This window comes from Faecalibacterium sp. PGM34, from assembly GCF_054456555.1.
The window spans coordinates 2,155,766-2,180,226 of the sequence record NZ_CM136898.1; the positions used below are offsets into that span (position 1 = coordinate 2,155,766).

Annotated in this window: 24 protein-coding genes; all 24 read right to left on the bottom strand. The window is 58.8% G+C overall.

The window, feature by feature from the left end; genetic code table 11:
• Window positions 1–26 precede the first annotated feature (26 nt).
• The 24 genes from ACXPUX_RS10315 to ACXPUX_RS10430 all read right to left on the bottom strand — a co-directional run bounded on the left by ACXPUX_RS10315 (window position 27) and on the right by ACXPUX_RS10430 (window position 24,449).
• Complete coding sequence (locus ACXPUX_RS10315; RefSeq protein WP_458828223.1) at window positions 27–1,307, bottom strand: aminotransferase class I/II-fold pyridoxal phosphate-dependent enzyme; 1,281 nt, start codon at window positions 1,305–1,307, stop codon at window positions 27–29.
• A 225-nt stretch (window positions 1,308–1,532) separates the two neighbouring features.
• Window positions 1,533–2,855, bottom strand: coding sequence for an ATP-dependent Clp protease ATP-binding subunit ClpX (clpX, locus tag ACXPUX_RS10320; RefSeq protein WP_458828224.1), 1,323 nt, complete (start codon window positions 2,853–2,855; stop codon window positions 1,533–1,535).
• A gap of 36 nt (window positions 2,856–2,891) precedes the next feature.
• Window positions 2,892–3,488 carry an ATP-dependent Clp endopeptidase proteolytic subunit ClpP gene (gene clpP, locus ACXPUX_RS10325; protein WP_015538544.1) on the bottom strand — a complete coding sequence of 199 codons (597 nt, stop codon included), beginning with the start codon at window positions 3,486–3,488 and terminating at the stop codon, window positions 2,892–2,894.
• A gap of 137 nt (window positions 3,489–3,625) precedes the next feature.
• Window positions 3,626–4,942, bottom strand: coding sequence for a trigger factor (gene tig / locus ACXPUX_RS10330; protein ID WP_118657574.1), 1,317 nt, complete (start codon window positions 4,940–4,942; stop codon window positions 3,626–3,628).
• Between the two features lie 216 nt (window positions 4,943–5,158).
• A complete protein-coding gene (locus ACXPUX_RS10335; protein ID WP_458828226.1) occupies window positions 5,159–5,842 on the bottom strand; it encodes a metallophosphoesterase in 684 nt (227 codons plus the stop codon).
• A 36-nt stretch (window positions 5,843–5,878) separates the two neighbouring features.
• Entirely contained in the window at window positions 5,879–7,345 is a 1,467-nt protein-coding gene (gene thrC / locus ACXPUX_RS10340; protein WP_458828227.1) for a threonine synthase, read from the bottom strand.
• A gap of 97 nt (window positions 7,346–7,442) precedes the next feature.
• Complete coding sequence (locus ACXPUX_RS10345) at window positions 7,443–7,811, bottom strand: YraN family protein (protein ID WP_117929290.1); 369 nt, start codon at window positions 7,809–7,811, stop codon at window positions 7,443–7,445.
• Window positions 7,808–8,455: a ribonuclease HII gene (locus tag ACXPUX_RS10350; protein WP_458828228.1), complete on the bottom strand. Its 648-nt coding sequence runs from the start codon at window positions 8,453–8,455 to the stop codon at window positions 7,808–7,810. Before ACXPUX_RS10350 ends, ACXPUX_RS10345 begins: the two co-directional genes overlap by 4 nt.
• On the bottom strand, window positions 8,452–9,375 hold the full coding sequence (gene ylqF, locus ACXPUX_RS10355; RefSeq protein ID WP_458828229.1) for a ribosome biogenesis GTPase YlqF: 924 nt from the start codon (window positions 9,373–9,375) through the stop codon (window positions 8,452–8,454). The genes ACXPUX_RS10350 and ylqF overlap by 4 nt, the downstream gene beginning before the upstream one ends.
• Window positions 9,372–9,923, bottom strand: a complete 552-nt coding sequence (lepB, locus tag ACXPUX_RS10360) for a signal peptidase I (RefSeq protein ID WP_055184269.1) — start codon at window positions 9,921–9,923, stop codon at window positions 9,372–9,374. The genes ylqF and lepB overlap by 4 nt, the downstream gene beginning before the upstream one ends.
• A 106-nt stretch (window positions 9,924–10,029) precedes the next feature.
• Complete coding sequence (gene rplS / locus ACXPUX_RS10365; protein ID WP_458828230.1) at window positions 10,030–10,371, bottom strand: 50S ribosomal protein L19; 342 nt, start codon at window positions 10,369–10,371, stop codon at window positions 10,030–10,032.
• Between the two features lie 217 nt (window positions 10,372–10,588).
• Complete coding sequence (locus tag ACXPUX_RS10370) at window positions 10,589–11,233, bottom strand: TIGR03936 family radical SAM-associated protein (RefSeq protein WP_458828231.1); 645 nt, start codon at window positions 11,231–11,233, stop codon at window positions 10,589–10,591.
• The gene (locus ACXPUX_RS10375; protein WP_458828232.1) at window positions 11,208–13,067 is read right to left on the bottom strand and encodes a TIGR03960 family B12-binding radical SAM protein; all 1,860 of its coding nucleotides are present in this window, start codon (window positions 13,065–13,067) and stop codon (window positions 11,208–11,210) included. The genes ACXPUX_RS10370 and ACXPUX_RS10375 overlap by 26 nt, the downstream gene beginning before the upstream one ends.
• 37 nt (window positions 13,068–13,104) lie before the next feature.
• Entirely contained in the window at window positions 13,105–13,614 is a 510-nt protein-coding gene (locus ACXPUX_RS10380; RefSeq protein ID WP_458828233.1) for a metalloprotease, read from the bottom strand.
• The gene (locus ACXPUX_RS10385; RefSeq protein WP_458828234.1) at window positions 13,611–14,141 is read right to left on the bottom strand and encodes a M23 family metallopeptidase; all 531 of its coding nucleotides are present in this window, start codon (window positions 14,139–14,141) and stop codon (window positions 13,611–13,613) included. The genes ACXPUX_RS10380 and ACXPUX_RS10385 overlap by 4 nt, the downstream gene beginning before the upstream one ends.
• 127 nt (window positions 14,142–14,268) lie before the next feature.
• Complete coding sequence (ppk1, locus tag ACXPUX_RS10390; protein ID WP_458828235.1) at window positions 14,269–16,662, bottom strand: polyphosphate kinase 1; 2,394 nt, start codon at window positions 16,660–16,662, stop codon at window positions 14,269–14,271.
• A gap of 57 nt (window positions 16,663–16,719) precedes the next feature.
• Entirely contained in the window at window positions 16,720–17,064 is a 345-nt protein-coding gene (locus ACXPUX_RS10395) for a ComEA family DNA-binding protein (protein WP_458828236.1), read from the bottom strand.
• A gap of 82 nt (window positions 17,065–17,146) precedes the next feature.
• Window positions 17,147–17,974, bottom strand: coding sequence for an HAD hydrolase family protein (locus ACXPUX_RS10400; RefSeq protein WP_458828237.1), 828 nt, complete (start codon window positions 17,972–17,974; stop codon window positions 17,147–17,149).
• Entirely contained in the window at window positions 17,971–18,903 is a 933-nt protein-coding gene (locus ACXPUX_RS10405) for an RluA family pseudouridine synthase (protein WP_458828238.1), read from the bottom strand. The genes ACXPUX_RS10400 and ACXPUX_RS10405 overlap by 4 nt, the downstream gene beginning before the upstream one ends.
• A 3-nt stretch (window positions 18,904–18,906) precedes the next feature.
• The gene (gene lspA, locus ACXPUX_RS10410) at window positions 18,907–19,386 is read right to left on the bottom strand and encodes a signal peptidase II (protein ID WP_458828239.1); all 480 of its coding nucleotides are present in this window, start codon (window positions 19,384–19,386) and stop codon (window positions 18,907–18,909) included.
• 91 nt (window positions 19,387–19,477) lie between these two features.
• Window positions 19,478–22,273, bottom strand: a complete 2,796-nt coding sequence (gene ileS / locus ACXPUX_RS10415; protein WP_458828240.1) for an isoleucine--tRNA ligase — start codon at window positions 22,271–22,273, stop codon at window positions 19,478–19,480.
• A gap of 36 nt (window positions 22,274–22,309) precedes the next feature.
• Complete coding sequence (locus ACXPUX_RS10420; protein WP_458828241.1) at window positions 22,310–23,161, bottom strand: DivIVA domain-containing protein; 852 nt, start codon at window positions 23,159–23,161, stop codon at window positions 22,310–22,312.
• A gap of 21 nt (window positions 23,162–23,182) precedes the next feature.
• A complete protein-coding gene (locus ACXPUX_RS10425; RefSeq protein WP_458828242.1) occupies window positions 23,183–24,001 on the bottom strand; it encodes a YlmH family RNA-binding protein in 819 nt (272 codons plus the stop codon).
• On the bottom strand, window positions 23,985–24,449 hold the full coding sequence (locus tag ACXPUX_RS10430) for a cell division protein SepF (RefSeq protein WP_458828243.1): 465 nt from the start codon (window positions 24,447–24,449) through the stop codon (window positions 23,985–23,987). The genes ACXPUX_RS10425 and ACXPUX_RS10430 overlap by 17 nt, the downstream gene beginning before the upstream one ends.
• Window positions 24,450–24,461 lie beyond the last annotated feature (12 nt).

Genomic DNA, 24,461 nt, shown 5'->3' on the forward strand with positions numbered 1-24,461 from the left:
GGAGAATATGCAAATTATTTTAAGCCTTAGGCCATGTCAGCCAGCAGCTTTTCCACAACAGCCAGACGCACACAGACGCATAGCAGCTCGGAAGCAGTCTCCACCTCGTCCAGACTGGGATAAGTGGGTGCAATGCGCAGATGGGAATCCTGCGGATCCTTGTGGTACGGATAAGCAGAGCCTGCACCAGTCAGCACCAGACCTGCATCCTTGCACAGGTCTGCCACGCGCTTTGCGCAACCGGGCATGACATACAGGCTGATGAAGTAGCCACCCTTGGGGTTGGTCCAGTGGGCAATATCGCCGCAGGGGGTGAGGTTGGCGGCAAAGGCAGTCTTGACGGCATCGAAGCAGGGCACCAGACGGCGGCGGTGCTTTGCCATGTGTGCCAGAACGCCCTCCTTGTTCTTCAGGAAGCGGACGTGGCGCAGCTGGTTCATCTTGTCGTAGCTGATGATCATCACTGCAAAGCGCTTGCACATATACTTCATGCTGTTGTCACTGCATGCAATGGCAGAAACACCGGCACCCGGGAAGGTGATCTTGCTGGTAGAAGTGAACATGAACACGCGATCCTGCGTGCCATACTTCTTGCTCACGTTCAGCAGCACGGGGGTCTCGATGATCTCCTCGGTCAGGTGATGGACGATGTAGGCCTCATCCCAGAAGATCTTGAAATCCGGGGCGGCGGTCTTCATCTTAGCAAAGCGCTCGATGGTCTCATCGCTGTAAGTGTAGCCATCGGGGTTGGAGTACTGCGGCACGCACCAGATGCCCTTGATGGTATCGTCCTCTGCCACGAGCTTTTCCACAACGTCCATATCGGGGCCGTTGGGGGTCATGGGCACGCTGATGAGCTCAAAGCCGAACTCTTCAGTAATGGCAAAGTGACGGTCATAGCCGGGCACCGGGCAGAGGAACTTACGCTTTTCCACCTGAGACCACGGACAGGGAGACTCCGGGAAGCCGAACACATAACCGATGTTGATGAGGTTATACATCAGCTGCAGGCTGGAGTTTCCGCCCACGAACACCTCGTTGGGCTTTACGCCGAACACATCTGCAAACAGGGCGCGAGCCTCGTGCAGACCCTCCAGCTCGCCGTAGTTGCGGGCATCGGTGCCTGCATCCGTGGTGTAGTCGGTCATCTTCAGCAGGTCCATTGCCAGATCCATCTGGTGGGGGCCGGGCTTGCCGCGTGCCATGTTCAGCTTCAGGCCCTTTGCCTGAAACTGTTTATAAGCCTGTTCCAGCGCTGCCTTTTCAGCGGTCAGCGCAGCGCGATCCATCTCGTGATAATCTGCCATTGAATACACACTCCTTTATAGTACTTCCTATTACCCAATTCTATTGCTCGTCTTTTGCGGTATGCCCCTGCCAGAGAGCACATGCCGCACGATCCACACTTTACTATTATAGTACATTTTCCTGTCAGAAACAAGAATTTGAAAGCAAAAAGCCCTGCCAAAAGCAAAAAGCTTTCGAAACAGGGCTTTTAGGCAGGTACACTCCCCTGCTGTACGGCAACGCCGTCAGCTCAGAGCGACCTGATTTTTATAGCGCTTGCGCACGGCACCGTATTCCAGATGTGCCTCGCCGCCCTCCACGGTGTCCTCGTCCACGGTCACGCGGATGATGGTGGCATCGCTGGGCACCTCGTACATGATAGGCAGCAGGATGCTTTCCATCACGCTGCGCAGACCGCGGGCACCGGTCTTGCGCTCGATGGTCTTGCGGGCAATGGCGTGCAGGGCTTCGTCCGTGAAGGTAAGCTCCACATTATCCATGCCCAGCAGCTCTTTATACTGCTTGACCAGACTGTTGCGGGGCTCCTTGAGCACGCGCACCAGTGCATCCTCGTCCAGATCATCCAGCACGGTGATGACCGGCAGACGGCCGATCAGCTCCGGGATCAAGCCGAACTTGACCAGATCGTGGGGTTCTACCTTGCGCAGCAGAGCGCGCTCGGCCTCGGTGGAGTTATCCTTCAGCGCACTGCCAAAGCCCAGCGCAGACTTATCGGTGCGGCGCAGGATATACTTGTCCAGACCGTCAAAGGCACCGCCGCAGATGAACAGGATGTTGGTGGTGTCGATTTGGATGAACTCCTGCTGCGGATGCTTGCGCCCGCCCTGCGGCGGCACGTTGCTGACAGTGCCCTCCAAGATCTTCAGCAGTGCCTGCTGTACGCCCTCGCCGCCCACGTCGCGGGTGATGGAGGGGTTTTCGCTCTTGCGGGTGATCTTGTCGATCTCATCAATGTAGATGATGCCGATCTGTGCCTTCTGCACATCAAAATCTGCCGCCTGGATCAGCTTGAGCAGAATGTTCTCCACGTCCTCACCCACATAACCGGCCTCGGTAAGGGTGGTAGCATCCGCAATGGCGAAGGGCACGCCCAGCATCTTGGCCAGTGTCTGCGCCAGCAGGGTCTTGCCCACGCCAGAGGGACCCAGCAGCAGCACGTTGGACTTTTGCAGCTCCACATCGCCGCCCTTACCGCTGAGGATACGCTTATAGTGGTTGTAGACCGAAACGGACAGCACACGCTTTGCCTCGTCCTGACCGATGACATACTGATCCAGACCTTCCTTGATCTCGGCCGGGGTCATGATGTTGATATCCAGATCTGCAGCAGCGGGCTGGACATGGGCGCGGCTTGCGCTGCCGCGAGCCGGACGGGCACTTTTGGGCTGATCCGGCTTGTCAGAGAGCAGATCGTGGCACAGACCGATGCACTCGCTGCAGATATTGACCCCGGGGCCAATGATCATGCGCTCAACCTCGTCCTGATGTTTGCCGCAAAAGCTGCAAATCAGATCCTTATCGTTTTTGCCGGAATTGTTATTTGCCATAGCTGTTTTTCCTTATCCTGGATAAATTATAGCGGTTTACCGGTGGGCAATGACCTCATCGATCAGGCCGTATTCCTTTGCCTGCTGCGCGGTAAGGTAGTTGTCGCGCTCGGTGTCCTGCTGGATCTTTTCCAGCGGCTGACCGGTGTACTCGCTGAGCATCCGGTTCATCTTATCGCGGATATAGACCATGTGCTCGGCATGGATCTTGATATCCGTGGTCTGGCCGGAAAGACCGCCGCCCTGACCGCCGATCAGCGGCTGGTGGATCATGATCTCGGCGTTGGGCAGGGCAAAGCGCTTGCCCTTGGTGCCGCTTGCCAGCAGAAATGCGCCCATAGAGGCAGCCATGCCCATGCAGATGGTGGAAACATCGCACTTGATATACTGCATGGTGTCGTGGATGGCCATACCGGCACTGATGGAACCGCCGGGGCTGTTGATATACAGGCTGATGTCCTTATCCGGGTCCTGCCCTTCCAGATACAGCAGCTGTGCCACCACAAGGCTTGCGGTGGTATCGTTGACATCCTCGCTCAGCACGATGATGCGATCGTTCAGCAGACGGGAGAAAATATCGTAGGAACGCTCCCCGTGCGCCGACTGCTCGACAACGTAAGGAACAAAACTCATAAAGTTCGCCTCCTGAAATGGTTTAAGTTTATTGGCAAAATTGACCGATACGGGTCCCCTGTAAAGTTCAGCCGTACCGGTCAATTTTAACAACCTTTGATAAAACGCCTGCGGCGCTTTACAGGGCCCGGCACTGATTACTCAGCGTCAGCAGCCTTCTCAGCCTCTGCGGGCTTCTCCACGATGTTAGCGTGGCTCTTGATGAAGTCGATAGCCTTGGTGCGAGCCAGATCCTGCTTCAGATCCTCAAGGTTGATCAGCTCACGAACCTTGTCCTCTTCCATCTTGTACTGGTCAGCAATGCGCTTGATCTCGGCATTGATCTCGTCCTCAGAAGCCTCGATGTGCTCAGCAGCAGCAACAGCCTCCAGAGCCAGACCGATCTTGACCTGCTTCTCAGCCTGCGGCATGAAAGCGGCGCGGAACTGCTCCATGGACTGGCCCATATACTTCAGGTAGTCCTCCAGACGCAGACCCTGCTGCTCCACACGGAAAGCAAAGTCGTTGACCATCTCGTCCATGCGGACATCGTACATTGCCTGAGGGATCTCGCCCTCCATGCTCTCGATGACCTGATCGACCAGAGCATTCTCGACAGCCAGATCATCCTGCTTGTCCAGCTGCTCCTGGTTATTCTTGCGGATGGAAGCCTTGAACTCGTCCAGAGTGTCGTACTCGGAGCAATCCTTTGCCAGCTCGTCATCCAGAGCGGGCAGCTCCTTGTACTTGACCTCGTGCAGCTTGATCTTAAAGACAGCAGCCTTGCCAGCCAGCTCAGCAGCCTGATACTCGGTGGGGAAGGTGACGTTCACGTCGAACTCCTCACCGGCGGAGTGGCCAACGACCTGCTCCTCAAAGCCGGGGATGAAGCTGCCGCTGCCCAGAGTCAGGTTGTAGTGCTCAGCCTTGCCGCCCTCGAATGCGACACCGTCCACAAAGCCCTCGAAGTCGATATCAGCGATATCGCCATTCTGAGCAGCGCCCTCACGGGTCAGCTCACGGGCGTTGCGCTCCTGCACACGCTTCAGCTCAGCGTCCACAGCCTCATCGGTAACAGTATGGACAGTCTTTTCCACGGTCAGACCGTTGTAGCTGCCAACCTTGACCTCGGGCTTGACGGCGACCTTAACGGTCAGGGTAGCGCCCTCTGCCTCGCTGGCAGAATCCACGGTGACCTCAGGACGGCCCACGGGCTCCACGCCGGCTTCCTTAACGGCGGCCTCGAAGGCCTCCGGGAACAGCTCGTTGATAGCGTCGTAGGTAAAGACGTCTGCGCCGTACATCTTCTCGATCAGAGCCTTGGGAGCCTTGCCCTTGCGGAAGCCCTGCACAGGGTACTTCTTACCCTCTTTTTTGAAAACATCGGCAACAGCCTTCTTGAAAGCCTCTGCATCGATGGAGAACTGCAGTTCTGCCATGCTCTTCTCGAGCTTTTCACACTTGATGAGATTCATTTGTTTATCCTCCACTCAAATATTCTATTGCTCAGGGCAGGAAGTTTTTGCCCGGGGCAACCGCGCACCACGTCCTTGCTGTATGCACACGGAATGCGGGGACGCGCGCGCTCAATTGGGTGCAACAATCGCGTCAAAACTTATTATAGCACGCTCTGGACACAATTGCCATACCAAATTTTTAAATTTTGTCGTTTTTGCCCTTTTATCCCGCCGTTAATTGATGCGGTAGGGGCAGAAACGCAGGCCGTCGGCGCTTACCAGCTTGTACCGGATGCCGTCCACCTCGCCCTGCACGGCAAACCGGATGGCGTTGCCGTGCAGATGACCGTAGAAGCAGGTCTTGATGCCGAACTCCTTCAGGGTGGCTACGATCTCCGGGGCGCTGGTGCCGGTGTAGACTGGCGGGTAGTGCAGAAACACCAGCTTTTCCAGCCCGGGCTCCGCAGCCTCCAAACTCATGCGCAGGCGGCCGATCTCGCGGTTCATCACCTTTTCATCATGGGGCTCCCCCACATCGAACAGCCAGCCGCGGGTGCCGCAGATGGCGTATCCCTCCACGCTGTAAGAATTGTTGTGCAGGATATGCAGGGTGTCAAAGCCCTCGGCCTTGAGGTAGGCGTTCATCTTGTTGGCGGTGGACCACCAGTAATCGTGGTTGCCCTTCATGATGATCTTTTGCCCGGGCAGCTGCTGCAAAAAGGCGAAATCCTTGCGGGTATCGGTCAGGCGCATGGCCCAGCTGATATCCCCCGCCAGCACGATGGTGTCCTGCGGGGTGATGAGCTTGCGCCAGTTTTTCTCCAGCCTGTCCACATAATCATTCCAGCCGGGGAAGATATCCATCGGCTTGGATGCGCCCAGAGAAAGATGGGGGTCGCCAAGCACAAAAAGTGCCATAGTCTGTTTACTCCTGTTCTGTCTGTCCGCAGAAGCTTATGCCTGATAGCCCAGCGCCACCTCAGCGATCTGTGCCGGGGCAATGACCGTATCAAAGCGCTCCGGCTTGCTGCGCAGAGCGGCAAGGCTTGCCGGTGCGGCGTGACCGGTGGCAGCCTCCAGCTGCTGCATGGCTTCAAAATCGTTTTCCGGGGCAGCTTTGCCCAGTGCGCTCAGCACGCTGCGGGGGAACTTGAAGGGCGATGCGGTGGAAAGCACCACCATGGGCACGCCCTGCCGCTTTTTCTGTGCAGCCACATGGAAAGCCACGGCGGTGTGGGTATCGCACAGGTAGCCGTCCTTTTCGTAGCGGGAACGGATCTCCCCTGCCACCTCGTCCTCGCTGCTCCAGCCGCAGGAGAAATTCTCCTGAATCGCTGCCAGCGTCTCAGGACGGACGGTGTAGCTGCCGGTGGCAGCCAGCTGCCGCATAAAGCCCGCCACCTCGGCATCGCTGCCGGTCACATGGTACAGCAGGCGCTCCAGATTGGAGGATACCAGAATGTCCATGCTGGGCGAGGTGGTCTTGAAGAACTCCCGCTTTGCGGTGTAAGTACCGGTGGTGAGGAAATCGGTCAGCACGTTGTTCTCGTTGGAGGCGCAGACCAGCTTGCCCACGGGCAGACCCATCTGCTTTGCGTAATAACCGGCGAGGATATCGCCGAAGTTGCCGGTGGGCACGCAGAAATCCACCTCGTCGCCAAAGGCGATCTTACCGGCCTTGAGCAGCTGAGCGTAGGCGGCAAAGTAGTAGACGATCTGCGGCACAAGGCGGCCCCAGTTGATGGAGTTTGCGCTGGAAAGACGGATATTGCGCTTTTCCAGTTCGGCGGCGATGGCCTTATCGCCGAACACCTTCTTTACGCCGGTCTGGGCATCATCGAAGTTGCCGCGCACGGCGTACACAGCAACGTTATCGCCCTCCTGCGTTGCCATCTGCAAGCGCTGGATCTCGCTGGTGCCGCCGGTGGGATAGAACACAGCGATCTCCACACCGGGGATATCATGGTAGCCGTCCAGCGCAGCCTTGCCGGTGTCGCCGCTGGTAGCCACAAGGATCAGGGTCTTTTCGGTGCGGCCCAGATTCTTTTTGGCCTCCACCAGCAGCTTGGGCATCAGCTGCAAGGCGTAATCTTTAAAGGCACAGGTAGGGCCGTGCCACAGCTCCAGGGCATAGGTATCCCCTTCCACCGGGGCAAGATAGCCTGCCTTGCCACCAAAAACAGCGCCATAGGTGCTGCGGGTGGCTTCGGTCAGGAAAGCGGGGTCGTAATCGGTCAGGTACTCCCGCACAACGGCGGCTGCCAGCGCGGGATAATCCAGCCCGCACAGAGTCTTTACATCCACCTGCGGAAAACTTTCCGGCACAAACAGGCCGCCCTCATCGGACAGTCCCTGTGCGATCGCCTGAGAAGAAGTTACTTTGCGGTTCTGATCTCTGGTACTGAAAAACTGCATGGTCATCGCTCCTTTTCGCCACGGAACGTGCCGGGCACGTTCCCGGTTTTACGGCAAAACCCTTGTTTTGCCGCATACTTCCCACCGGTGCCATGGTTTCTGCCTAAGGTTCGCAGAGAAAGGCACCCTTTATAATATGTACCATCCAGCGTCCGCTGTCAAGAGGAACTACCTCTGCAACGTCAAAACGCACCGGTTCTTCGCTTTGGCCGGTCTGCTGCAAATACCCTTGTGCAGCGCAAATCAGCCGGTGCTGCTTGGCCGGGTCTACGGCGGCAGCGGGGCGCTGCAGCATCCCTTGGCTGCGGGTCTTTACCTCGCAGATGACGATGGTGCCGTCCGGCTCCCGCAGCACAAGATCCAGTTCTCCCATGCGGGTATGATAGTTATGCGCCAGCAGCTGCGCGCCCTGCTTCTGATACCAGCGGGCAGCGGCAGCTTCTCCCCTGCGGCCGGTCTCGGCGCGGTTCACTTGCCGCTCTCCGGCCAGTAGCCCTGCTTTTTAAGGAAGCTGCGGCGGTAGAACGGCTGGATGCCATACTGCGCGATCAGCTCGTAATGCAGCTTTGTGGGGTAGCCCTTGTGCTTTGCCAGCTGATACTGCGGGTGCTGCTTGTCCAGCTCCAACATATAGCGGTCACGGCTGACCTTGGCCAGCACCGAGGCTGCGCCGATACTGGCACTGGTGGCATCGCCCTTGACCACCGGCTGTGCCGGGATCTGCAAGCCTGCGGGGGTGCGGTTGCCGTCCACCAGCACCAGATTGGGCACGATGTCCAGCTCTTCCACCGCCTGCTGCATCCCGCCCATGGTAGCGTTCAGGATGTTTTCCCGGTCGATGACCTCCGGTCCCACAAAGATGATGCGGTAGGCCAGCGCTTTTTCGCAGATCTCGTCAAACAGTGCTTCGCGCTTTTTCTCGGTCAGCTTTTTGGAATCGTTGATGCCGTACACCGGGTTTTCCGGGTCCAGAATGCAGGCCGCCACGCACACAGGGCCGCGAAGCGGGCCGCGCCCGGCCTCGTCCACACCGGCAAAGCAGCCGTACTGACTGCGCACCTCGGCGTCAAAGGCGTACAGCGGAGCGGAGATCTCCTCATCCGAGCGGCGCTTCATTCCTCGTCCTCCTCGGCAAAGTCTGCCAGATCATCCCGCTGCGGCGGGCGCTCCAAGGAGATGCGTCCCCACTTGCAGGCGCGGAACTCGTCCACCAGCATGATGGCGCAGCGCTCAGTGTTCACCTCGCCGCCGCGCACCAGCAGGCCGCGCTTGCGGCCGATGGCTTCCATCAGCTCATAGGGCGGCAGCGCCAGCGTTTCGGCATCCAGCTTGTAGCGCTGTGCCACAAGGTCGGGATAGTTGCGGCGCACCTCATCCAGCAGGTTCATGGCCAGTTCCTCCACATCCAGAATATCGTCCTTGATGGAGCCGATGAAGGCCAGATTGGAGGCGATGGTCTTGGAATCGAACTTTTTCCACAGCACGCCGGGCATATCCAGCAAATCGAACTTTTCGGTGCTGACCCACTGCTTGCCCTTGGTCACGCCGGGGCGGTCTGCCGCCTTGGCGCGGGCAGAGCCGGCAAAGGTGTTGATAAAGGTAGATTTGCCCACGTTGGGGATGCCGCACAGCATCACCTGCGTTTTGGCGCCGCCCATGCCGCGGTTCTGGCGGCGCTCCAGCAGGCCGGAAAGCTCCTTTTCAATAGCCACCTTCACGGCGTTTGCGCCGCCCTTCTGCTTGGCGCTGATGGCCACGCAGCCCGCATCTGCGGCGTGGAAGTAGCGGATCCACTCCTCAGTCACAGCCGGGTCGGCAAGGTCAGCCTTGTTCAGCGCATAGAGCTTGGGCTTGCGGTCGGTGATGCGCTCGATCTCCGGGTTCAGGCTGGAAAGCGGGATGCGCGCATCCAGCAGCACAAGGCTGGCATCAACGTGCTGGATCTCCTGCTCCATCATGCGCAGGGTCTTGGTCATGTGGCCCGGGAACCACTGAATATTGTACTGGTTTGCAAAGCGGGTATCCATTTCGTTCATTTTACCACCCCAAAATCTGTAAAGGGCATAAAGCACAGCAGCACCTTGCCCAGAATATCACGCTCATCAATGCAGCCGACATAGGAGGAGCGGCTGTCCAGCGATTCGTTGCGGTTGTCCCCCATCACAAACAGGGTGCCCTCCGGCACCGTGAACGGGAACTGCACATCGTAGCCCAGATAGGTAGGCGCTGCAATGTAGTCCTCCTGCAAAAGCTCGCCGTTCACCGTGACTGTACCGGCGTCGTAGTCGATGCTGATGGTGTCGCCGCCCTTGGCGATGATCCGCTTAACCAGCGGCTTGCCATAAACGGTGTAGCTATCCACAATGACCACATCGCCCCGCTGGGGGGTGTAGCCCGCCGCCCAGACGATGAGCTTATCGCCGTGGGTCAGGGTAGGCACCATAGAGCGCCCATCCACCTGAATGATGCGGAAGAAAAACGAAAAGATCAGCACCAGTACCAGCGCTGCGGAGATGAGCGCCTCGTACCATTCCAGTATGCCCTGCCCGCGCACAGCGGGGGCAGACTGCTGCTGTTTTTCCATAGCTTAGCCACCAGCCTTTCCTGATTTTATACACACACCCGGGCTTTGAAAAAGAAAAAAGGGACAACAAGTTGTCCCTTTTCTCCCGGTTTCAAATCGGGGATGATCAAATATCGTTCTTGACCTTGGCAGCCTTGCCCGTACGGCCACGCAGATAGAACAGCTTTGCGCGGCGGACCTTGCCCTTGCGGACAACAGTGACCTTCTCAACGAAGGGGCTGTTGATGGGGAAGACACGCTCGATGCCGACACCGTAAGCCACGCGGCGAACGGTGAAGGTCTCTGCAACGCCACCGTGCTTCTTAGCGATAACAGTGCCCTCGAAGGCCTGAATGCGCTCACGGTCGCCATCCTTGATACGAACATCAACGCGGACGGTATCGCCAACGTTGAACTGAGGCTTTTCAGCCTTGATGCTGCCTTCAGAAATAATCTTCAGTGCGTCCATTTTTGAATCCTCCATTTGTTTTTAGACGTTCATGCACGGCATAGCCGTCAGAGGACCGCCCGTTTAATGATAAATACTTGTCATTAACCCCGCTGTGGTCTCAGCGGACACTAACGCCCTAATAGGATAGCACAAAACCGGCTTGAATGCAAGCAATTTAGCGAAAAATCTTGCAAAAATTTTCTGTTTTGCCTGATAGACAGACTTTTGCGCCGCTTTAAGCAAACAGCTGACGGTCTGCCGTTAAAAATTCGGTGCGCAGAATGTTGGCACTGGCGGCGGGCAGACCGAACTTTTCTTCCAGAAAGCCGGTGAGCAGCGAGGGGTTCAGGTTCAGCTCCTGAGAGGCGGGCAGGCACAGTTCTATCTGCACGGTGTCCCCCAGTGCGGTATAGCGCAGCTGCGGGATATGCTCTTTGAGGTCCACGATCTTTTTGCCGCGCTTGCTATGCTTTTCCACAGGGGCTGTCTCCAGTGCATTGTACTGCTCCAGCACCGCAGCGGCAGCCGCCGGGTAGCTGATGCGGTAGCAGGCAAAGGCGATGCTGTCCGCCTTCATCTCCACCGGAGCCACCCGGGTAACGCGGATACCGGCGGGCATAATGGCGTTGAGGGCGGTCTGCCACTGGGCAAAATCCGGGGCTTCGGCCTCGGTCTTGACGTCCACGCACTCGCACTCGCTCTCCTGCCCCAGCGAGAGCGGGCAGGCAAAGGTCATGTAGATATGGGGATTGAAGCCCAGCGTATGCCACACCGGCAGACCGCTGCGCTTGAGCACCCGCTGCATCACCCGCTGCAGATCCAGCAGGGAGATATAGGAGGCTTCATTTTTCTTTTCAAACGAGATTCTGACTGTAATCAAAGCAGGGACCTCCTAACAGATGGTTGGCACCGCAGGCATTGCAGGCACGGTTGCAGGGCGGGGTGGTCTGGGCGGCCAGAGCCTTGTTGTACTCCCGCACCAGATACTCGTGGGTGATGCCGTAGTCCATGTGAGACCACGGGGTCACCTCGTCCAGCGCGATGGGACGCTGGCAGTAGAAGGCGGGGTCGATGCCCATATCTGCAAAGGTCTGCATCCATGTATCGTACTTGAAGCACTCTTCCCAGCCGTCGAAGTAGCAGCCGCGCTTATACGCCTCCACGATGACCGGTGCAAGGCGGCGGTCGCCCTTGGCGAACACACCCTCCAGGAAGCTGGTGGTGCTGTCGTGGTAGTTCACCTTGATCTTGCGGCTGTGCACGCTTTCCAGCAGGTGCTTCTGCTTGGCCTGCAGGGTCTCGGCAGTATCCATTGGCACGAACTGGAAGGGGGTGTGGGGCTTAGGCACAAAGCAGGCGCAGCTGATGGTCACCTGCACGCCGCGTCCCTTGGCGTGATTCGTGTTCTTGTAGTAGAGGTCTACCACCTTCTGGGCGGTCTCGGCAATGCCCTCGATATCCTCCATGGTCTCGGTGGGCAGACCCATCATGAAGTAGAGCTTGACCGAGGTGTAGCCTGCGTTGAAGGCGATGGTGCAGGTCTTTTCGATCTCGTCCCAGGTGACGTTTTTGTTGATAACGTTGCGCAGGCGCTGGGTACCGGCTTCGGCGGCAAAGGTCAGTCCGCTCTTGCGCACCTTAGTGGTTTTTTCAATGAGGCTCTGGGAGAAGTTGTCTACGCGCAGGGAGGGCAGCGACAGGCTGACGTGCTCCTTGGGTGCCCACTCATTCAGATCGTCCAGCAGCTCTTCCAGCTGACCGTGGTCGGAGGTGGAAAGGCTGGAAAGGCTCAGTTCCTCGTAGCCGGTGTTGGCGCACAGATCCTGCGCGGCCTTGTTCAGCAGACTGGCATCGCGCTGGCGCATGGGGCGGTACAAAAAGCCCGCCTGACAGAACCGGCAGCCGCGCACGCAGCCGCGCAGCACCTCGATGCTGGCGCGGTCCTGAATGGCACCCACCATGGGCACCACAAAGTTTGTAGGCGGGGCGAACTGGTTCAGATCCTTGATGATGGCCTTCGTGATGCGCGCGGGGATGCCCGGCTCGTTGGGGGTGATGGCCTTCACTCTGCCGTCCTCGTGGTAGGTGACATCGTAGAAGGCCGGGATGTACACGCCCGGGATCTTGGCAATGTTGAGCAGCAGCTGCTTTTTGGAGATGCCCTCTTTTTTGGCCTTTTCGATCTCGGCGCAGATGGAGGGCAGCTGGTTTTCGCCCTCGCCCAGCTGGATGACATCAAAGAAATCCGCGATGGGCTCCGCGTTGCAGGCGCAGGGGCCGCCCGCTACGATCAGCGGCCAGCGGTCGTCACGGTCTTTGGAGTAGAACGGGATGCCTGCCAAGTCCAGCATGGCAAGGATATTGGTATAGGAAAGCTCGTACTGCAGGGTAAAGCCCACAGCGTCAAAGGCCGTAAGGGGGTCTTTGCTCTCCATGGTGTACAGCGGCAGCTGCAGGCGCTCCATCTCTGCCTTCATATCCAGCCACGGCATAAAGGCGCGCTCGCACCACCAGTTCTCGTGGCTGTTGAGCAGCTCGTACAGGATCTTTTCGCCCAGAAAGGACATGCCCACCTCGTAGGTATCCGGGAAGCAGAAGGCAAAGCGCACATCCACCTTGTCCTTTTCTTTATAGATACTGCCGGGCTCGCCGCCGGTATAGCGGCCGGGCTTCTGCACCCGTCCCAGTGCTTCTTTCAGTTTGGGATCAAACATCGGGTCCTCCATAAACAATCCGTTTTTTGCGTTCTTTTTATTTTACCCCAAATGTGCCGGTTTTGCAATCGTTTCCGGCGGTTTGTGTGCACTTTCCGTATTTTTGCCGCCAGATCATCCGAATACACGCTGCCATCTGTGCACCATCCAGCGGCGGCACCGGCAGCAGATTGAACAGCCCCGTCAGCAGATTCGCTGCCCAGAACGCGCTGCCGCGGATGGTGGCAGCTTGCGCAAGGCGCACCGCCCATACCCCGGCAAGGGCAAAATTGACCGCAGGACCGGCGGCAGCCAGCACGAGGCGCTGGCGCGGGGAGAGCCTCTCCCCTGCCGTGCGCATACAAAAGCCAGTCATGGTCACCTCGATGACCGGCAGACGCCTTTGCTGGATGGAGTAAACGAGAATATGCCCCAGCTCGTGCAAAACAGCCGCCAGCAGCCCCAGCCGCAGAAAGCCGCTGGCATCAAAGTAGAGCAGCAGGTACACCACGCCGCACAGCAGCACCGGGTCACGGAATACAAGTTTCCCAACCCGCAGCCGGTTCACGGGGCATTCTCCAGCAGGGCGGCTGGGTCGCAGGCAGTGCCCTGCCGCCACAGTTCCAGATGCAGGTGCGCACCGGTGGCGCGGCCTGTCTGCCCTACCGTACCCAGCGTCTGCCCGGTCTGTACTACCTCTCCCGGGCGGACGTAGAGGTATTGCAGGTGCGCATAGCGGGTCTCGCAGCCGTCCGGGTGCAGGATGCGCAGATGGTTGCCGTAGCTTGGGCTGTATGCCGCCGCAGTCACTACGCCCTCCTGCACCGCCCGCACTGCCGTACCTGCTGCGCAGGCGAGGTCAAGCCCCTGATGGAACGCAGGCTTGCCGGTAAAGGGGTCTGTCCGCTTGCCGTAGGCATCCGAGATGCGCCACGCCGCAGTATCCAACGGAAAGCAGTATTTTTTCGTGTTCCACGCGGCCTGTACCGGCAAAGCTGCCAGCAGACAGAGTGCCAGCCCCGCCAGCACAAGTGCCATGATGCCCCACCGCCGTCTGCATAGTTTTGCTGCCTGTCCGCTCCGTTTTGCCCGCATAACACTGCCCTCCTATCCCGAAAAGTGTATGCACAAGCGGCGGTCGGGAGAACACAAACAAAAAAACAGAGCCGCCGCACAAATTTTTGTGCAGCGGCTCTGGCTTTGGTTTACATGATTTTACCGATCAGCGCCGGAAAAAGCTTCCGATGCGTTCCAGCAGGCTCTTTTTCTTGGGTGCGATGACAACAGGCTTTACAGCCGGGCGGGGTGCAGCTGGAGCTTTGGGTGCGGGCTGCGCAGCGCGGGGCTTATTGTTCAGCATCTGCTCCAGCGCCTCGTAGTGGTCAGGCTGCTGTGCCGCCGGGGCGGCCTTCTCGGCCTTTTCCGGTGCAGGCTGGAACACATGGGGCAGCTCCTGTTTGAGCTGTTCCACGGTAACTTCCTGACAGACTGCCGCCGGTTTTTCCGTTTCCGGGGCGGCGGTGGTGCACTTCCACGGTTCGGAGCGCTGCCAATCGTTGCGCAGCAGCTCGTACATACCCATCTGGCTGTTGACCGGCGGTTCACCCTCGGCGGGCTTCACCTTCTGGTAGTTACCGTTAGCTTCCATGACCCGGGCGTTGACGTTATCCCGCAGCTGCAACTGAAGGATATCGGTGAGTTTTTGCACCAGAACAGGGTCCTCCACCCGGACGCCCACCTCCACGCGGCACTCGGTATTGCGGGTGAGGAAGTCGCCGGAGGCAATGTAGATACGGGTGTGGGTGCCATCGAAGAAGCTGTAAATGCGGCCATGCTCCAGATACCGTCCCACCAGACTGCGGATGTGCAGATTCTCGGTCTTACCGGGCACCTCTGCGCGCACGCAGCAGATACCGCGTACGATCATATCAATGCGCACCCCGGCGCAGCTGGCTTCCTGCAATTTCAGGATGATGTCCCGGTCGCTGATGGAGTTGTTTTTCAGGATCATGGAAGCCGGGCGACCCATGCGGGCGGCAGCGATAACGTGATCCATCTCGTCCAGCAGCACGCTCTTGAAGCGCAGCGGGGCAACCAGCATCTTGTCGCTTTCCTCGGTGAGCTGCTGCACAGCCAGATTGCGGAACACCTTGGAGGCTTCCTCGCCGATGCGCTCGTCTGCGGTGATGAAGGAATAATCGGTATACAGCTCGCTGGTTTTTTCGTTGTAGTTGCCGGTGCCGATCTGGGTGATGTAGGAGTAGCCCTCTGCGCCCTTGCGGGTGATGAGGGTCAGCTTGGAGTGCACCTTATAGTCCTCAAAGCCGTAGATGACGGTGCAGCCTGCGCTTTCCAGCTGCTTGGACCAGTCGATGTTGTTCTGCTCGTCAAAGCGGGCGCGCAATTCCACCAGCGCCACCACTTCCTTGCCGTTTTCGGCGGCTTCCATCAGTGCCTGCACGATCTGGGACTCCCGCGCCATGCGGTAGAGGGTCATCTTGATGGAGATGACGTCCGGGTCCTGTGCGGCCTTTTTGAGCATGGTGATAAAGGGACGAATGGACTGGTACGGGTAGCTGAGCAGCACATCATGCTTCTGTACCTCGGTGGCCAGATCATAATCCGGCGGCGGCAGCATGGGGCGTGCAGGGGTGTAGAAGAGCGCCGGGTGACCCTCGGTCTCCATGCGGCCGGAAAGCTTGAAGAAGAAGCTGAGATCCAGCGGGCTCTTTTGCAGAAATACCCGCTTGCGGGTCAGCTCCAGACGGCTGCACAGCAGCCGCTCCACCTCCGGTGCCGGGGCGGGGGTGATCTGCAGACGGACAGCCGCCAGCTTGCGGCGGCGCCGGAGCAGCTCGGTCATGATCTCACGATAGTCGATATCGTGATCCATCATGCCCTCCTTTACGTCGATATCCGCGTTGCGGGTGACCCGGAACAGGCATTTTTCCTGTATGGAATCCTTGCCGAAGATGCTGGACGCATAGTGCAGCACCAATTCCTCGGTGAGGGCAAACTGCACAGCACCATCTTTTTTGATGAAGTGCATCCGCTCCATCTGGCTGGAGATGGGCACGATACCAAGGCTCTGCTCCTGCGTGTGCTTTTCCTTGAGCAGCACGCCAAGGTAGATCTCTTTGTTGCGCAAAAACGGGAACGGATGGCGGTTATCCACGATCTGCGGGCTGAGGATGGGGAACAGCTCGGACTGGAAGTATTTTTTCCAGAGATGCTCCTCCTCCTTGGTCAGGTGATCGAAATCTACCTTATGGTAACCATTCTCTGCCAGATTTTCCAGCGCCTTTGCGTAGAATTTATCGTACTCCTCTTGCAGCTGCGCCGTTTTGGGCATAATGGCGGACAGCTGCTCAGCGGCGGTCATGTTGGTCTTGTTTTCCCGCTTTTCCTTTTTGGTCTTGCTCTGCTCAAGGTTTGCGCGCTCCTGCAAAGAGCCCACGCGCACCATGAAAAACTCGTCCAGATTGGAGCCGTAAATTGCCAGAAACTTGATCCGCTCGCCCAGCGGGACGTTCTTGTCCTTGCCCAGTGCCAGAACGCGGCGGTTGAAATCCAGCCAGCTCAGTTCGCGGTTGATAAAGATCGATTCGTCACTCATAACAATAAATCTCCATATTTCCTCTTTGACCAAGGCAGAAAGCGGGCTACGCCCTTTTTAGCGGACATACGCCTGCCCTGCCCATGAATCCACCATTGCCTGGGTAATGCCCGGCACCTGCGCGGCATCCTCCACCTGTGCAAACGGGCCGTGCTGCGCCCGGTAGTCCAGAATGGCCTGTGCATTGCGGGGGCCAACACCGGGCAGGGTGCACAAGGCATCTGCATCGGCTGTATTCAGCTCTACCTGCGTATACGCTGCCAGTTCCCTTGTGTCCGGCAGCGTCTGCGGGGTCTGCGCTTGCAGCGGCACTGCAAACCAGAACGCCAGCCCTGCACAGACCCCTGCGGCGGCAAGGCACAGCAGCAGGAACACCCCTTCGCGGCGCTTTTTGTTTTGCATAGGCTTCTTCTCCCATTCTACCTGATTCTTTGTTAAAAAGAAAGCCCTCTGCGGGAAAATTGCAGAGGGCTTTGCACAAATTTTACACGGATTTTTCAGCAGCACGCACCATGCGGTACAAAACCTCCACGGCAGCACCACCGGCGGCATCCGTCAGGGTGATCTGCTCGGCGGCAAGGCGCAGCTCTGCCGGGGCGTCGGCTGCCACTGCGCTGTGCTCCACAGCCTGTACCAGCTCCAGCATGGGTTGACCGCCTGCCAGCGCAAGGACCTGCTCTGCACCCACCTGTGCCATGGCGCAGACGGTGTCCAGCATTTCCCGGCCGGAGATGCGCTTCGGGGTGAGGACAAGGGTGTCCGGGGCGATACGCTCGCCCAGCAGGGCAACACGATCCCCGATGGCCTTTTCGGCCAGCGAGATCAGGGGCACAGACTTGCTGTCCTGATACAGCAGCACCCGCAGCACCTGCTCGGGGCGGATGTCGGCGGCGTTCGCCAGCAGATAGGGGGTCCACTCCTGCCGCAGATGGCGTTCCAGTGCATTGCTCATGCGCAGCACCCGGGTGGTGCCGTCCTGCATCTGCACGGCAACACCAACGCCGGGGGTATCCGGCAGGCAGGCAAAAAGTTCCTGCTGCTGGGCAAAACTGCACAGGGGCACCCGGTTGCCGTCGGCATAGTGGTAGGCCATGGTGCCGCCGCACACCAGCGCAGGCGCTGCCAGACGCACGCTGCCCAGAATGGAGCGCACCGCGCGCGGAGAGCGCTGCGAAAAAACGGTAAGTCTGCCGCCACGGCTGCTGAACAATTGCAAAACATCCCGCACCACCTGGGTCAGATTGCCATCCTCGCCCAGCAGCAGGTTATCCAGATCACAGAGCACCAGAGTGGATGCCAGAGAATCGTTCATGTGTTTTTCCTCCTGAGAGTTGCGAGAAAATGGGTAAAGTAGTCCGGCAGCTCAGAATCGAACCGCAGCTGCTCCCCGGTGATGGGGTGGATAAAGCCCAGTGTTTTGGCGTGCAGGCACTGGCCGTGCAGGCTGGTGATGCAGTTGTGGGGGCCGTACACCGGATCCCCTGCCACCGGATGGTGGATAGAGGCCATGTGCACGCGGATCTGATGGGTGCGTCCGGTCTTTAGGCGGCACTCCAGCAGGGTGAACTCGCCCAGCCGCTCCAGCACCTTATAGCCGGTGTAGGCATACTTGGTGTGGGGCTCGGTGGCCGGGTAGACTGCCATTTTTTTGCGGTCGGTCTTGCTGCGGCCAAGGTTTGCTTCCACAAAGCCCTCATCCTGCGCAAAGCCGCCGTAGACCACCGTCTGGTAGGCGCGCTCTACGCTGTGCACCGCCATCTGCTGGGAAAGCCCGATGTGGGTGGCGTCGTCCTTTGCCACCACAAGCAGGCCGCTGGTATCCTTATCAATGCGGTGGACAATGCCGGGGCGGATCTCGCCGCCAATGCCGGAAAGACTGCCCTTGCAGTGCCACAGCAGGGCATTGACCAGCGTGCCGTCTGGGTTACCGGGTGCAGGGTGTACCACCATGCCCTTGGGTTTATTGACCACCAGCAGGTGGGCGTCCTCGTAGAAGATGTCCAGCGGGATATCCTGCGGCACGGCCTCGATGGGCTTTGCGTCCGGGATCTCCAGCAGCACGGTGTCCCCTGCCTTGAGCTTCAGGCTTTTTGCAACGGTTTTGCCGTTGCACTGCACATGCCCCTCGGCCACCAGCGCCTGCAGCGCCGAGCGGGACAGGCCGGTGTCCTCGCCGCTGAGAAAGCGGTCGATGCGCTGGCCGGCAGTCTCCTGCTCTACGATAAATTCACGCTGTTCCATGGTTTACTGCTCCTTGGCGGCATCATCGGCGTGGACTTCGTCCAGAAAGATCACCAGCACCCACAGTGCCACGCCCACGCAAACGCAGATATCCGCAAAATTGAACACGGCAAAGCGCATGAACAGCAGGTTGATGTAGTCCACTACCTCACCGTTGAGCACGCGGTCGATCAGGTTGCCGATGCCGCCGCCCAGCACCAGCACCAGCGCTGCCTGCTGCAAGCGTTTGCCGCGGCTGCGGAAAAACAGGCCGTAGGCCACCGCCAGCAGCGCTGCACTTGTGGCAATGATCAGGAACAGCTGCTTGCCGCTGAGCAGGCTGAAAGCCATGCCCTGATTGAGCACGAACCGCAGCTCCACTACATGGGGAATGAACGGCATAGCGCCTACTGGCTGCAACGCCTGCACCGCCCACAGCTTGATCAGCTGGTCGATGCCAACCAGAGCTGCCACAGCCGCCAGATTAAAAAGAATAAATGCCATTGGCTACCTCGTTTCTGTTATAAAAAACGGCGCTCCCCGGTCAAGGGAGCGCCGCCCTTTTACAAAACAGATTTGTATTTATGCGGGACGCTTATGCTTCCACAACGCTGGCGCAGCGTGCGCACAGGGTGGGGTGTGCGGGGTGGCTGCCGATGGAAGCAGAGTACTTCCAGCAGCGCTCGCACTTGTCGCCGGTGGCGTGTGCAGCTGCAACGCCCAAGCCCTCGACAGCGCTGGCAGCGCCGCCCTCACCCTTGACCAGCTCCACATGGGAGACGATCATCAGGTCGGCCAGCTCGTCCATGGGGATGCTGTTCAGCAGGTCATAGACGGCATCGTTGCAGTACAGGATGACGGAAGCTTCCAGAGAAGCACCGATCAGCTTTTCAGCACGGGCCTGCTCCAGTACCTTCTTGACCTCGTCGCGCACGGCGATGAGCTGTTCCCACTTTGCCTTGAAGGCATCGTCGGCGGCGTACTGGCCAGCCTTGGGCATCTGCTCGAACACCACATACTTGTTCATACCCTCGGTCTTGGGCATGAAGTCCCAGATCTCCTGGCTGGTGAAGCACAGGATGGGGGCAATGATCTTGTCCAGAGCGACAAGGATCTTGTACATGGTGGTCTGGGCTGCCTTGCGGGCTGCGCCATTGGTGCAGTACAGGCGATCCTTGGTGACGTCCAGATAGAAGTTGGACATGGCCACCACACAGAAGTTGTACACGGCGTGGTAGACCTTGTTGAAGTCGTACACAGCGTAGCCTGCGTTGGTGTTGACGATCAGGTCATCCAGCGCAGCCAGTGCCCAGCGGTCGATATCCTGCAGCTGGTCGTCTGCCACACAATCGGTGTTGGGGTCAAAGCCGTCCAGATTGCCCAGAATGAAGCGGGCGGTGTTGCGGATCTTGCGGTAAGCCTCGCTGAGCTGCTTAAAGATGTTCTTACCGGCACGCACGTCCACGGTGTAATCGGAAGAAGCCACCCACAGACGGATGATATCAGCGCCGTAGTCCTTGATGATCTCGCTGGGCTCCACGCCGTTGCCGGCGCTCTTGTGCATCTGCTTGCCCTGCTCGTCCACCACCCAGCCGTGGCACAGCACGGACTTATAGGGTGCGCAGCCCTTGCTTGCAACGCTGGTCAGCAGGCTGGACTGGAACCAGCCGCGGAACTGGTCGCCGCCTTCCATATACATATCGGCGGGGAAACGCAGCTCGGGACGCTCGTCCAGCACGGCAGCGTGGGTAGAGCCGGAGTCAAACCAGACATCCATGATGTCGGAGTCCTTCTCCCACTCGGAAGCGCCGCACTTTTCGCACACTTCGCCTGCGGGGATGATCTGCTTGGCATCGTACTTATACCATGCGTCAGAGCCTTCCTTACGGAACAGGGCGCTGACAGCCTTGATGGTAGCATCGGTGATGTGGTAGGTACCGCACTTCTTGCAGTAGAAGGCGGGGATGGGCACGCCCCAAGTGCGCTGGCGGCTGATGCACCAGTCGTTGCGGTCACGCACCATGCCGGTCATGCGGTCATGACCCCAATCCGGCATCCAGGTGACGGTATCAATGGCCTTGTACACGTCCTCGCGGAACTTGGCAATGGAGCAGAACCACTGCTCGGTAGCGCGGAAGATGATGGGGTTGTGGCAGCGCCAGCAGTGGGGGTACTGGTGCTTGATGTGCACCTGACCCATCACAGCGCCGGAAGCAGTCAGGTCGGCCAGAATGGTCTTGTTGGCTGCCCACACGCGCTGCCCAGCGTACTTACCGGCCAACTCGGTCAGGTAACCGCCGTCATCCACGGGCACGGTGATGGGCACCTGCGGATACTTCTGGCAGACGTTGAAGTCGTCCACGCCGTGGCCGCCTGCGGTATGAACGCAGCCGGAACCGCTTTCCAGCGTGACGTGGTCACCCAGAATGACCCAGCCCTCCTTGGGCAGGTAGACGTGGTTGTAGCGCATCAGCTCGAACTCAGCACCGGAAACGGGCTCGCCCACGATCTCGTAGTTCTCGATGTGGCAGGCGTCCATGACGCTCTTGACCAGATCGGTAGCCATGATGTGGTACTCCTCGCCGATCTTGACGAAAGAGTACTCGAACTGACCGTTCAGGCAGATTGCCTCGTTGGCGGGCAGGGTCCAGGTGGTGGTGGTCCAGATGACGAAGTAGGTCTTATCCATGGGGATGCCGTACTTTGCCAGCACACCGTTGGGATCCTGCGAGACGTGAAAACGCACAAAGATGGAATCGCAGTCGTCCTCGCCGTACTCGATCTCGGCTTCTGCCAGTGCAGTGCGGCAGTCCGGGCACCAGTACACGGGCTTCAGGCCCTTGTAGATGTAGCCCTTCTTGGCCATCTCGCCGAAGATCTCGATCTGACGTGCCTCAAACTCCGGCTTCAGGGTCAGGTAGGGGTGCTCGAAGTCACCGATGACGCCCAGACGCTTGAACTGGTCGCTCATGATATCAATGTGCTCGGTGGCAAACTTTTCACAGATCTGGCGCAGCTCCAGCTTGGAGATGTCCTTCTTCTTGTCGCCGACCGAGGACAGAGCCTTCAACTCAATGGGCAGGCCGTGGGTATCAAAGCCGGGCACATAGGGAGCCTGATAGCCCTCCATGTTCTTTTCGCGGATGATGATATCCTTGATGATCTTGTTCAGGGCGGTGCCCATGTGGATGTTGCCGTTTGCATACGGAGGGCCGTCGTGCAGAATGAACTGGGGCTTGCCCTCGTTGTGCTTCATGAGCTGGTTGTACAGGTCGTTGTCTTCCCAATCCTTGAGCATGACCGGTTCCTTTTTGGGCAGACCGGCGCGCATCTCAAACAGGGTCTTGGGCAGATTCAGCGTACTGTCGTACTGCGATTTGTTCTTAGCCAATGGTTTACACTCTCCTCTATTTTTGCGTTGGGTGCCTTACTCGCTGAACTTGACGCCCTGAAAAGCATCATAGTCCGGCTCGTCCGGCTTCATATCAGCAGGAGGCGGGTCCAGCTTGAGCTGGCTTTCGTCCTTTGCCCAGAAATCCTCGCTGCTGTCAGCCGCCTTGTCGTCATCGGCAGGGGCGGCAGGTTCGGTGGTTTCGGTGGGTTCTGCAGCCTTAGCGGCAGGCTGCTCGGCCGGGGCTGCTGCGGCATCGGTTGCGGGGGCAGTCTCGGGCTGTGCGGCGGGCTGCTCTGCGGCAGCTTCCTGCGCAGGCTCTGCGTCCTGTGTGGGGACGTCCTTTTCAGCGTCCTTGGTTTCCTTCTGGAACTCCGGAAGACGGCTCAAAGACTCCACGTGGCTGCGGTACAAATTGAGCACATCCGCCTTGAAGCGGGTGACCTCCAGACGGACGCGGTCGTACTCCCGCTCCTCAGCCAGACGCTTCTCGTTGGCCTCGTTCTCGATCTCGTCTGCGCGGTCGCTTGCCTTTTGCAGCAGCTCGTTGGCGTCGCGGATGATATCATCGCCCCGCAGGTTTGCGCGGTGGATAATCTCCTCGGCCTTCTGGTTTGCTTCGCGGATCACGTTTTCGCCCATGCGCTGGGCGTTGATCAGCGCGCTCTTGAGCATATCGCCGTCAGCCTCAAAGCTTTGCAGCTCGCCCTTGAGCTTCTGGTTCTCTGCGGTCAGATCAGCGATCTGCTTGCGCAGCTGCTCTGCCTGCGCATCGTTCTGCTGCAGCTGCTCCTCGACCTTGTCCAGAAAACGGTCCACGTCCTCTGTACGGTAGCCGCGGAGGTTTTTTTCAAATTGTACAGAGCGGACATCCTGCGGAGTCAGCATAGTCATTTCCTCCCATAGCTTTTAATATTGAAAGAACTCAATGATCGAACGATCTTTTTTACTTTTTCCGGGCAATGCAGTCAGCCGGAAGCGGCCCTTGCCGCGCACGGTGAACACATCCTGCTCGTATACGGGGGCGTGGGGTTTTTCTACCGGCAGATGGTTGATCTCTACCCTGCCCGCTTCGATCAGCTCCGCAGCAGTGCCGCGGCTGACGTGCAGCATGGCAGAAAGCACCGCGTCCAGCCGCAGGGAGGACACGGTGGCGGTGAGCAGCTGCCGCTCCGGTGCAGGAAAGGCCGGGATCTCTTCCGGTTCCAGCAGGCGGGTGGACACCTCGGTGCGCCCCGCCTGACACAGCTCCCGGCAGATGAGCTTTGCCGCCGGTTCCAGCGCGAACACATAGGCTGTGCCCGGCGCATCGGCAGGCAGCAGGATATCGCCCAGTGCCTCGCGTTTGAGGGCAAGCCCCATCAGGCTGCCCAGATAGTCCTTGTGCACAGGGAGCGCCGCACCGGGCAGTGCCCGGCATTGCAGCTGTACGCAGCGCACCGGACACTCGCCGTAGCTGTACTCTGGCTCCAGACAGAGCACCCGGCGCTCGGCCTCGGGCCAGCCGCCGTCAAAACGCCAGCCGTCCCGCACACCGGCACGTCCCAGTGCCGCCCGGGCAAGATCCTGTTCCCGGTCGCTGAGGAATGCAGAGTACCGGGCTATGCCGCGGGAAAAAGCCGCATCGGCAAGATCCTCGATATGCCGCATGAGATAGCGTTCCTCATCATTGCGGGCGGGCACAAAGCCCCGCACCGCGCCGGTTGCCGGATCAATAGAATGCGCCATTGTTCTCCAGCTCGTCCAGCAGGTCGCCCATGATATCCACGTTGTACGGGGTAATGATAAAGGTACTGTTGGCTACGCGCTTGATCTGGCCGTTGTTGGCATAGGCCACGCCGGACAAAAAGTCTACCAGACGGCGGGAGACCTCCTTGTTGGTGGACTCCAGATTCAACACCACGGTACGCTTGTTGTTCAGATGGTCGGCAATGGTGCTGGCATCCTCGAACCGCTCGGGCTTGACCAGAACCACCTTGAGCTGGGTGGTGGCATGGATGTTGACCACCTTGTTCTTCTTGCTGGCACCCTCGGCAGGCTCCTCGGTCTCTTCGTCCATCCCGATGCCAACGCCGCTGTTGTTGTTCACCATCTGGGGGCCGTCATCGATGTACTGATCCTCGTACTCGTCCCCTTCGCCCATCAGGCCCTTCTTAATGCTATCCAGCAAAGACATAATTATCTGCTC

Coding starts and splice junctions, on each gene's coding strand:
- ACXPUX_RS10315 (WP_458828223.1), bottom strand. CDS start 1,307: ATGGCAGATTATCACGAGATGGATCGCGCTGCGCTGACCGCTGAAAAG.
- clpX (WP_458828224.1), bottom strand. CDS start 2,855: ATGGCAAATAACAATTCCGGCAAAAACGATAAGGATCTGATTTGCAGC.
- clpP (WP_015538544.1), bottom strand. CDS start 3,488: ATGAGTTTTGTTCCTTACGTTGTCGAGCAGTCGGCGCACGGGGAGCGT.
- tig (WP_118657574.1), bottom strand. CDS start 4,942: ATGAATCTCATCAAGTGTGAAAAGCTCGAGAAGAGCATGGCAGAACTG.
- ACXPUX_RS10335 (WP_458828226.1), bottom strand. CDS start 5,842: ATGGCACTTTTTGTGCTTGGCGACCCCCATCTTTCTCTGGGCGCATCC.
- thrC (WP_458828227.1), bottom strand. CDS start 7,345: ATGACCATGCAGTTTTTCAGTACCAGAGATCAGAACCGCAAAGTAACT.
- ACXPUX_RS10350 (WP_458828228.1), bottom strand. CDS start 8,455: ATGAAGCGCCGCTCGGATGAGGAGATCTCCGCTCCGCTGTACGCCTTT.
- ylqF (WP_458828229.1), bottom strand. CDS start 9,375: ATGAACGAAATGGATACCCGCTTTGCAAACCAGTACAATATTCAGTGG.
- lepB (WP_055184269.1), bottom strand. CDS start 9,923: ATGGAAAAACAGCAGCAGTCTGCCCCCGCTGTGCGCGGGCAGGGCATA.
- rplS (WP_458828230.1), bottom strand. CDS start 10,371: ATGGACGCACTGAAGATTATTTCTGAAGGCAGCATCAAGGCTGAAAAG.
- ACXPUX_RS10375 (WP_458828232.1), bottom strand. CDS start 13,067: ATGTTTGATCCCAAACTGAAAGAAGCACTGGGACGGGTGCAGAAGCCC.
- ACXPUX_RS10385 (WP_458828234.1), bottom strand. CDS start 14,141: ATGCGGGCAAAACGGAGCGGACAGGCAGCAAAACTATGCAGACGGCGG.
- ppk1 (WP_458828235.1), bottom strand. CDS start 16,662: ATGAGTGACGAATCGATCTTTATCAACCGCGAACTGAGCTGGCTGGAT.
- ACXPUX_RS10395 (WP_458828236.1), bottom strand. CDS start 17,064: ATGCAAAACAAAAAGCGCCGCGAAGGGGTGTTCCTGCTGCTGTGCCTT.
- ACXPUX_RS10400 (WP_458828237.1), bottom strand. CDS start 17,974: ATGAACGATTCTCTGGCATCCACTCTGGTGCTCTGTGATCTGGATAAC.
- ACXPUX_RS10405 (WP_458828238.1), bottom strand. CDS start 18,903: ATGGAACAGCGTGAATTTATCGTAGAGCAGGAGACTGCCGGCCAGCGC.
- lspA (WP_458828239.1), bottom strand. CDS start 19,386: ATGGCATTTATTCTTTTTAATCTGGCGGCTGTGGCAGCTCTGGTTGGC.
- ACXPUX_RS10420 (WP_458828241.1), bottom strand. CDS start 23,161: ATGCTGACTCCGCAGGATGTCCGCTCTGTACAATTTGAAAAAAACCTC.
- ACXPUX_RS10425 (WP_458828242.1), bottom strand. CDS start 24,001: ATGGCGCATTCTATTGATCCGGCAACCGGCGCGGTGCGGGGCTTTGTG.
- ACXPUX_RS10430 (WP_458828243.1), bottom strand. CDS start 24,449: ATGTCTTTGCTGGATAGCATTAAGAAGGGCCTGATGGGCGAAGGGGAC.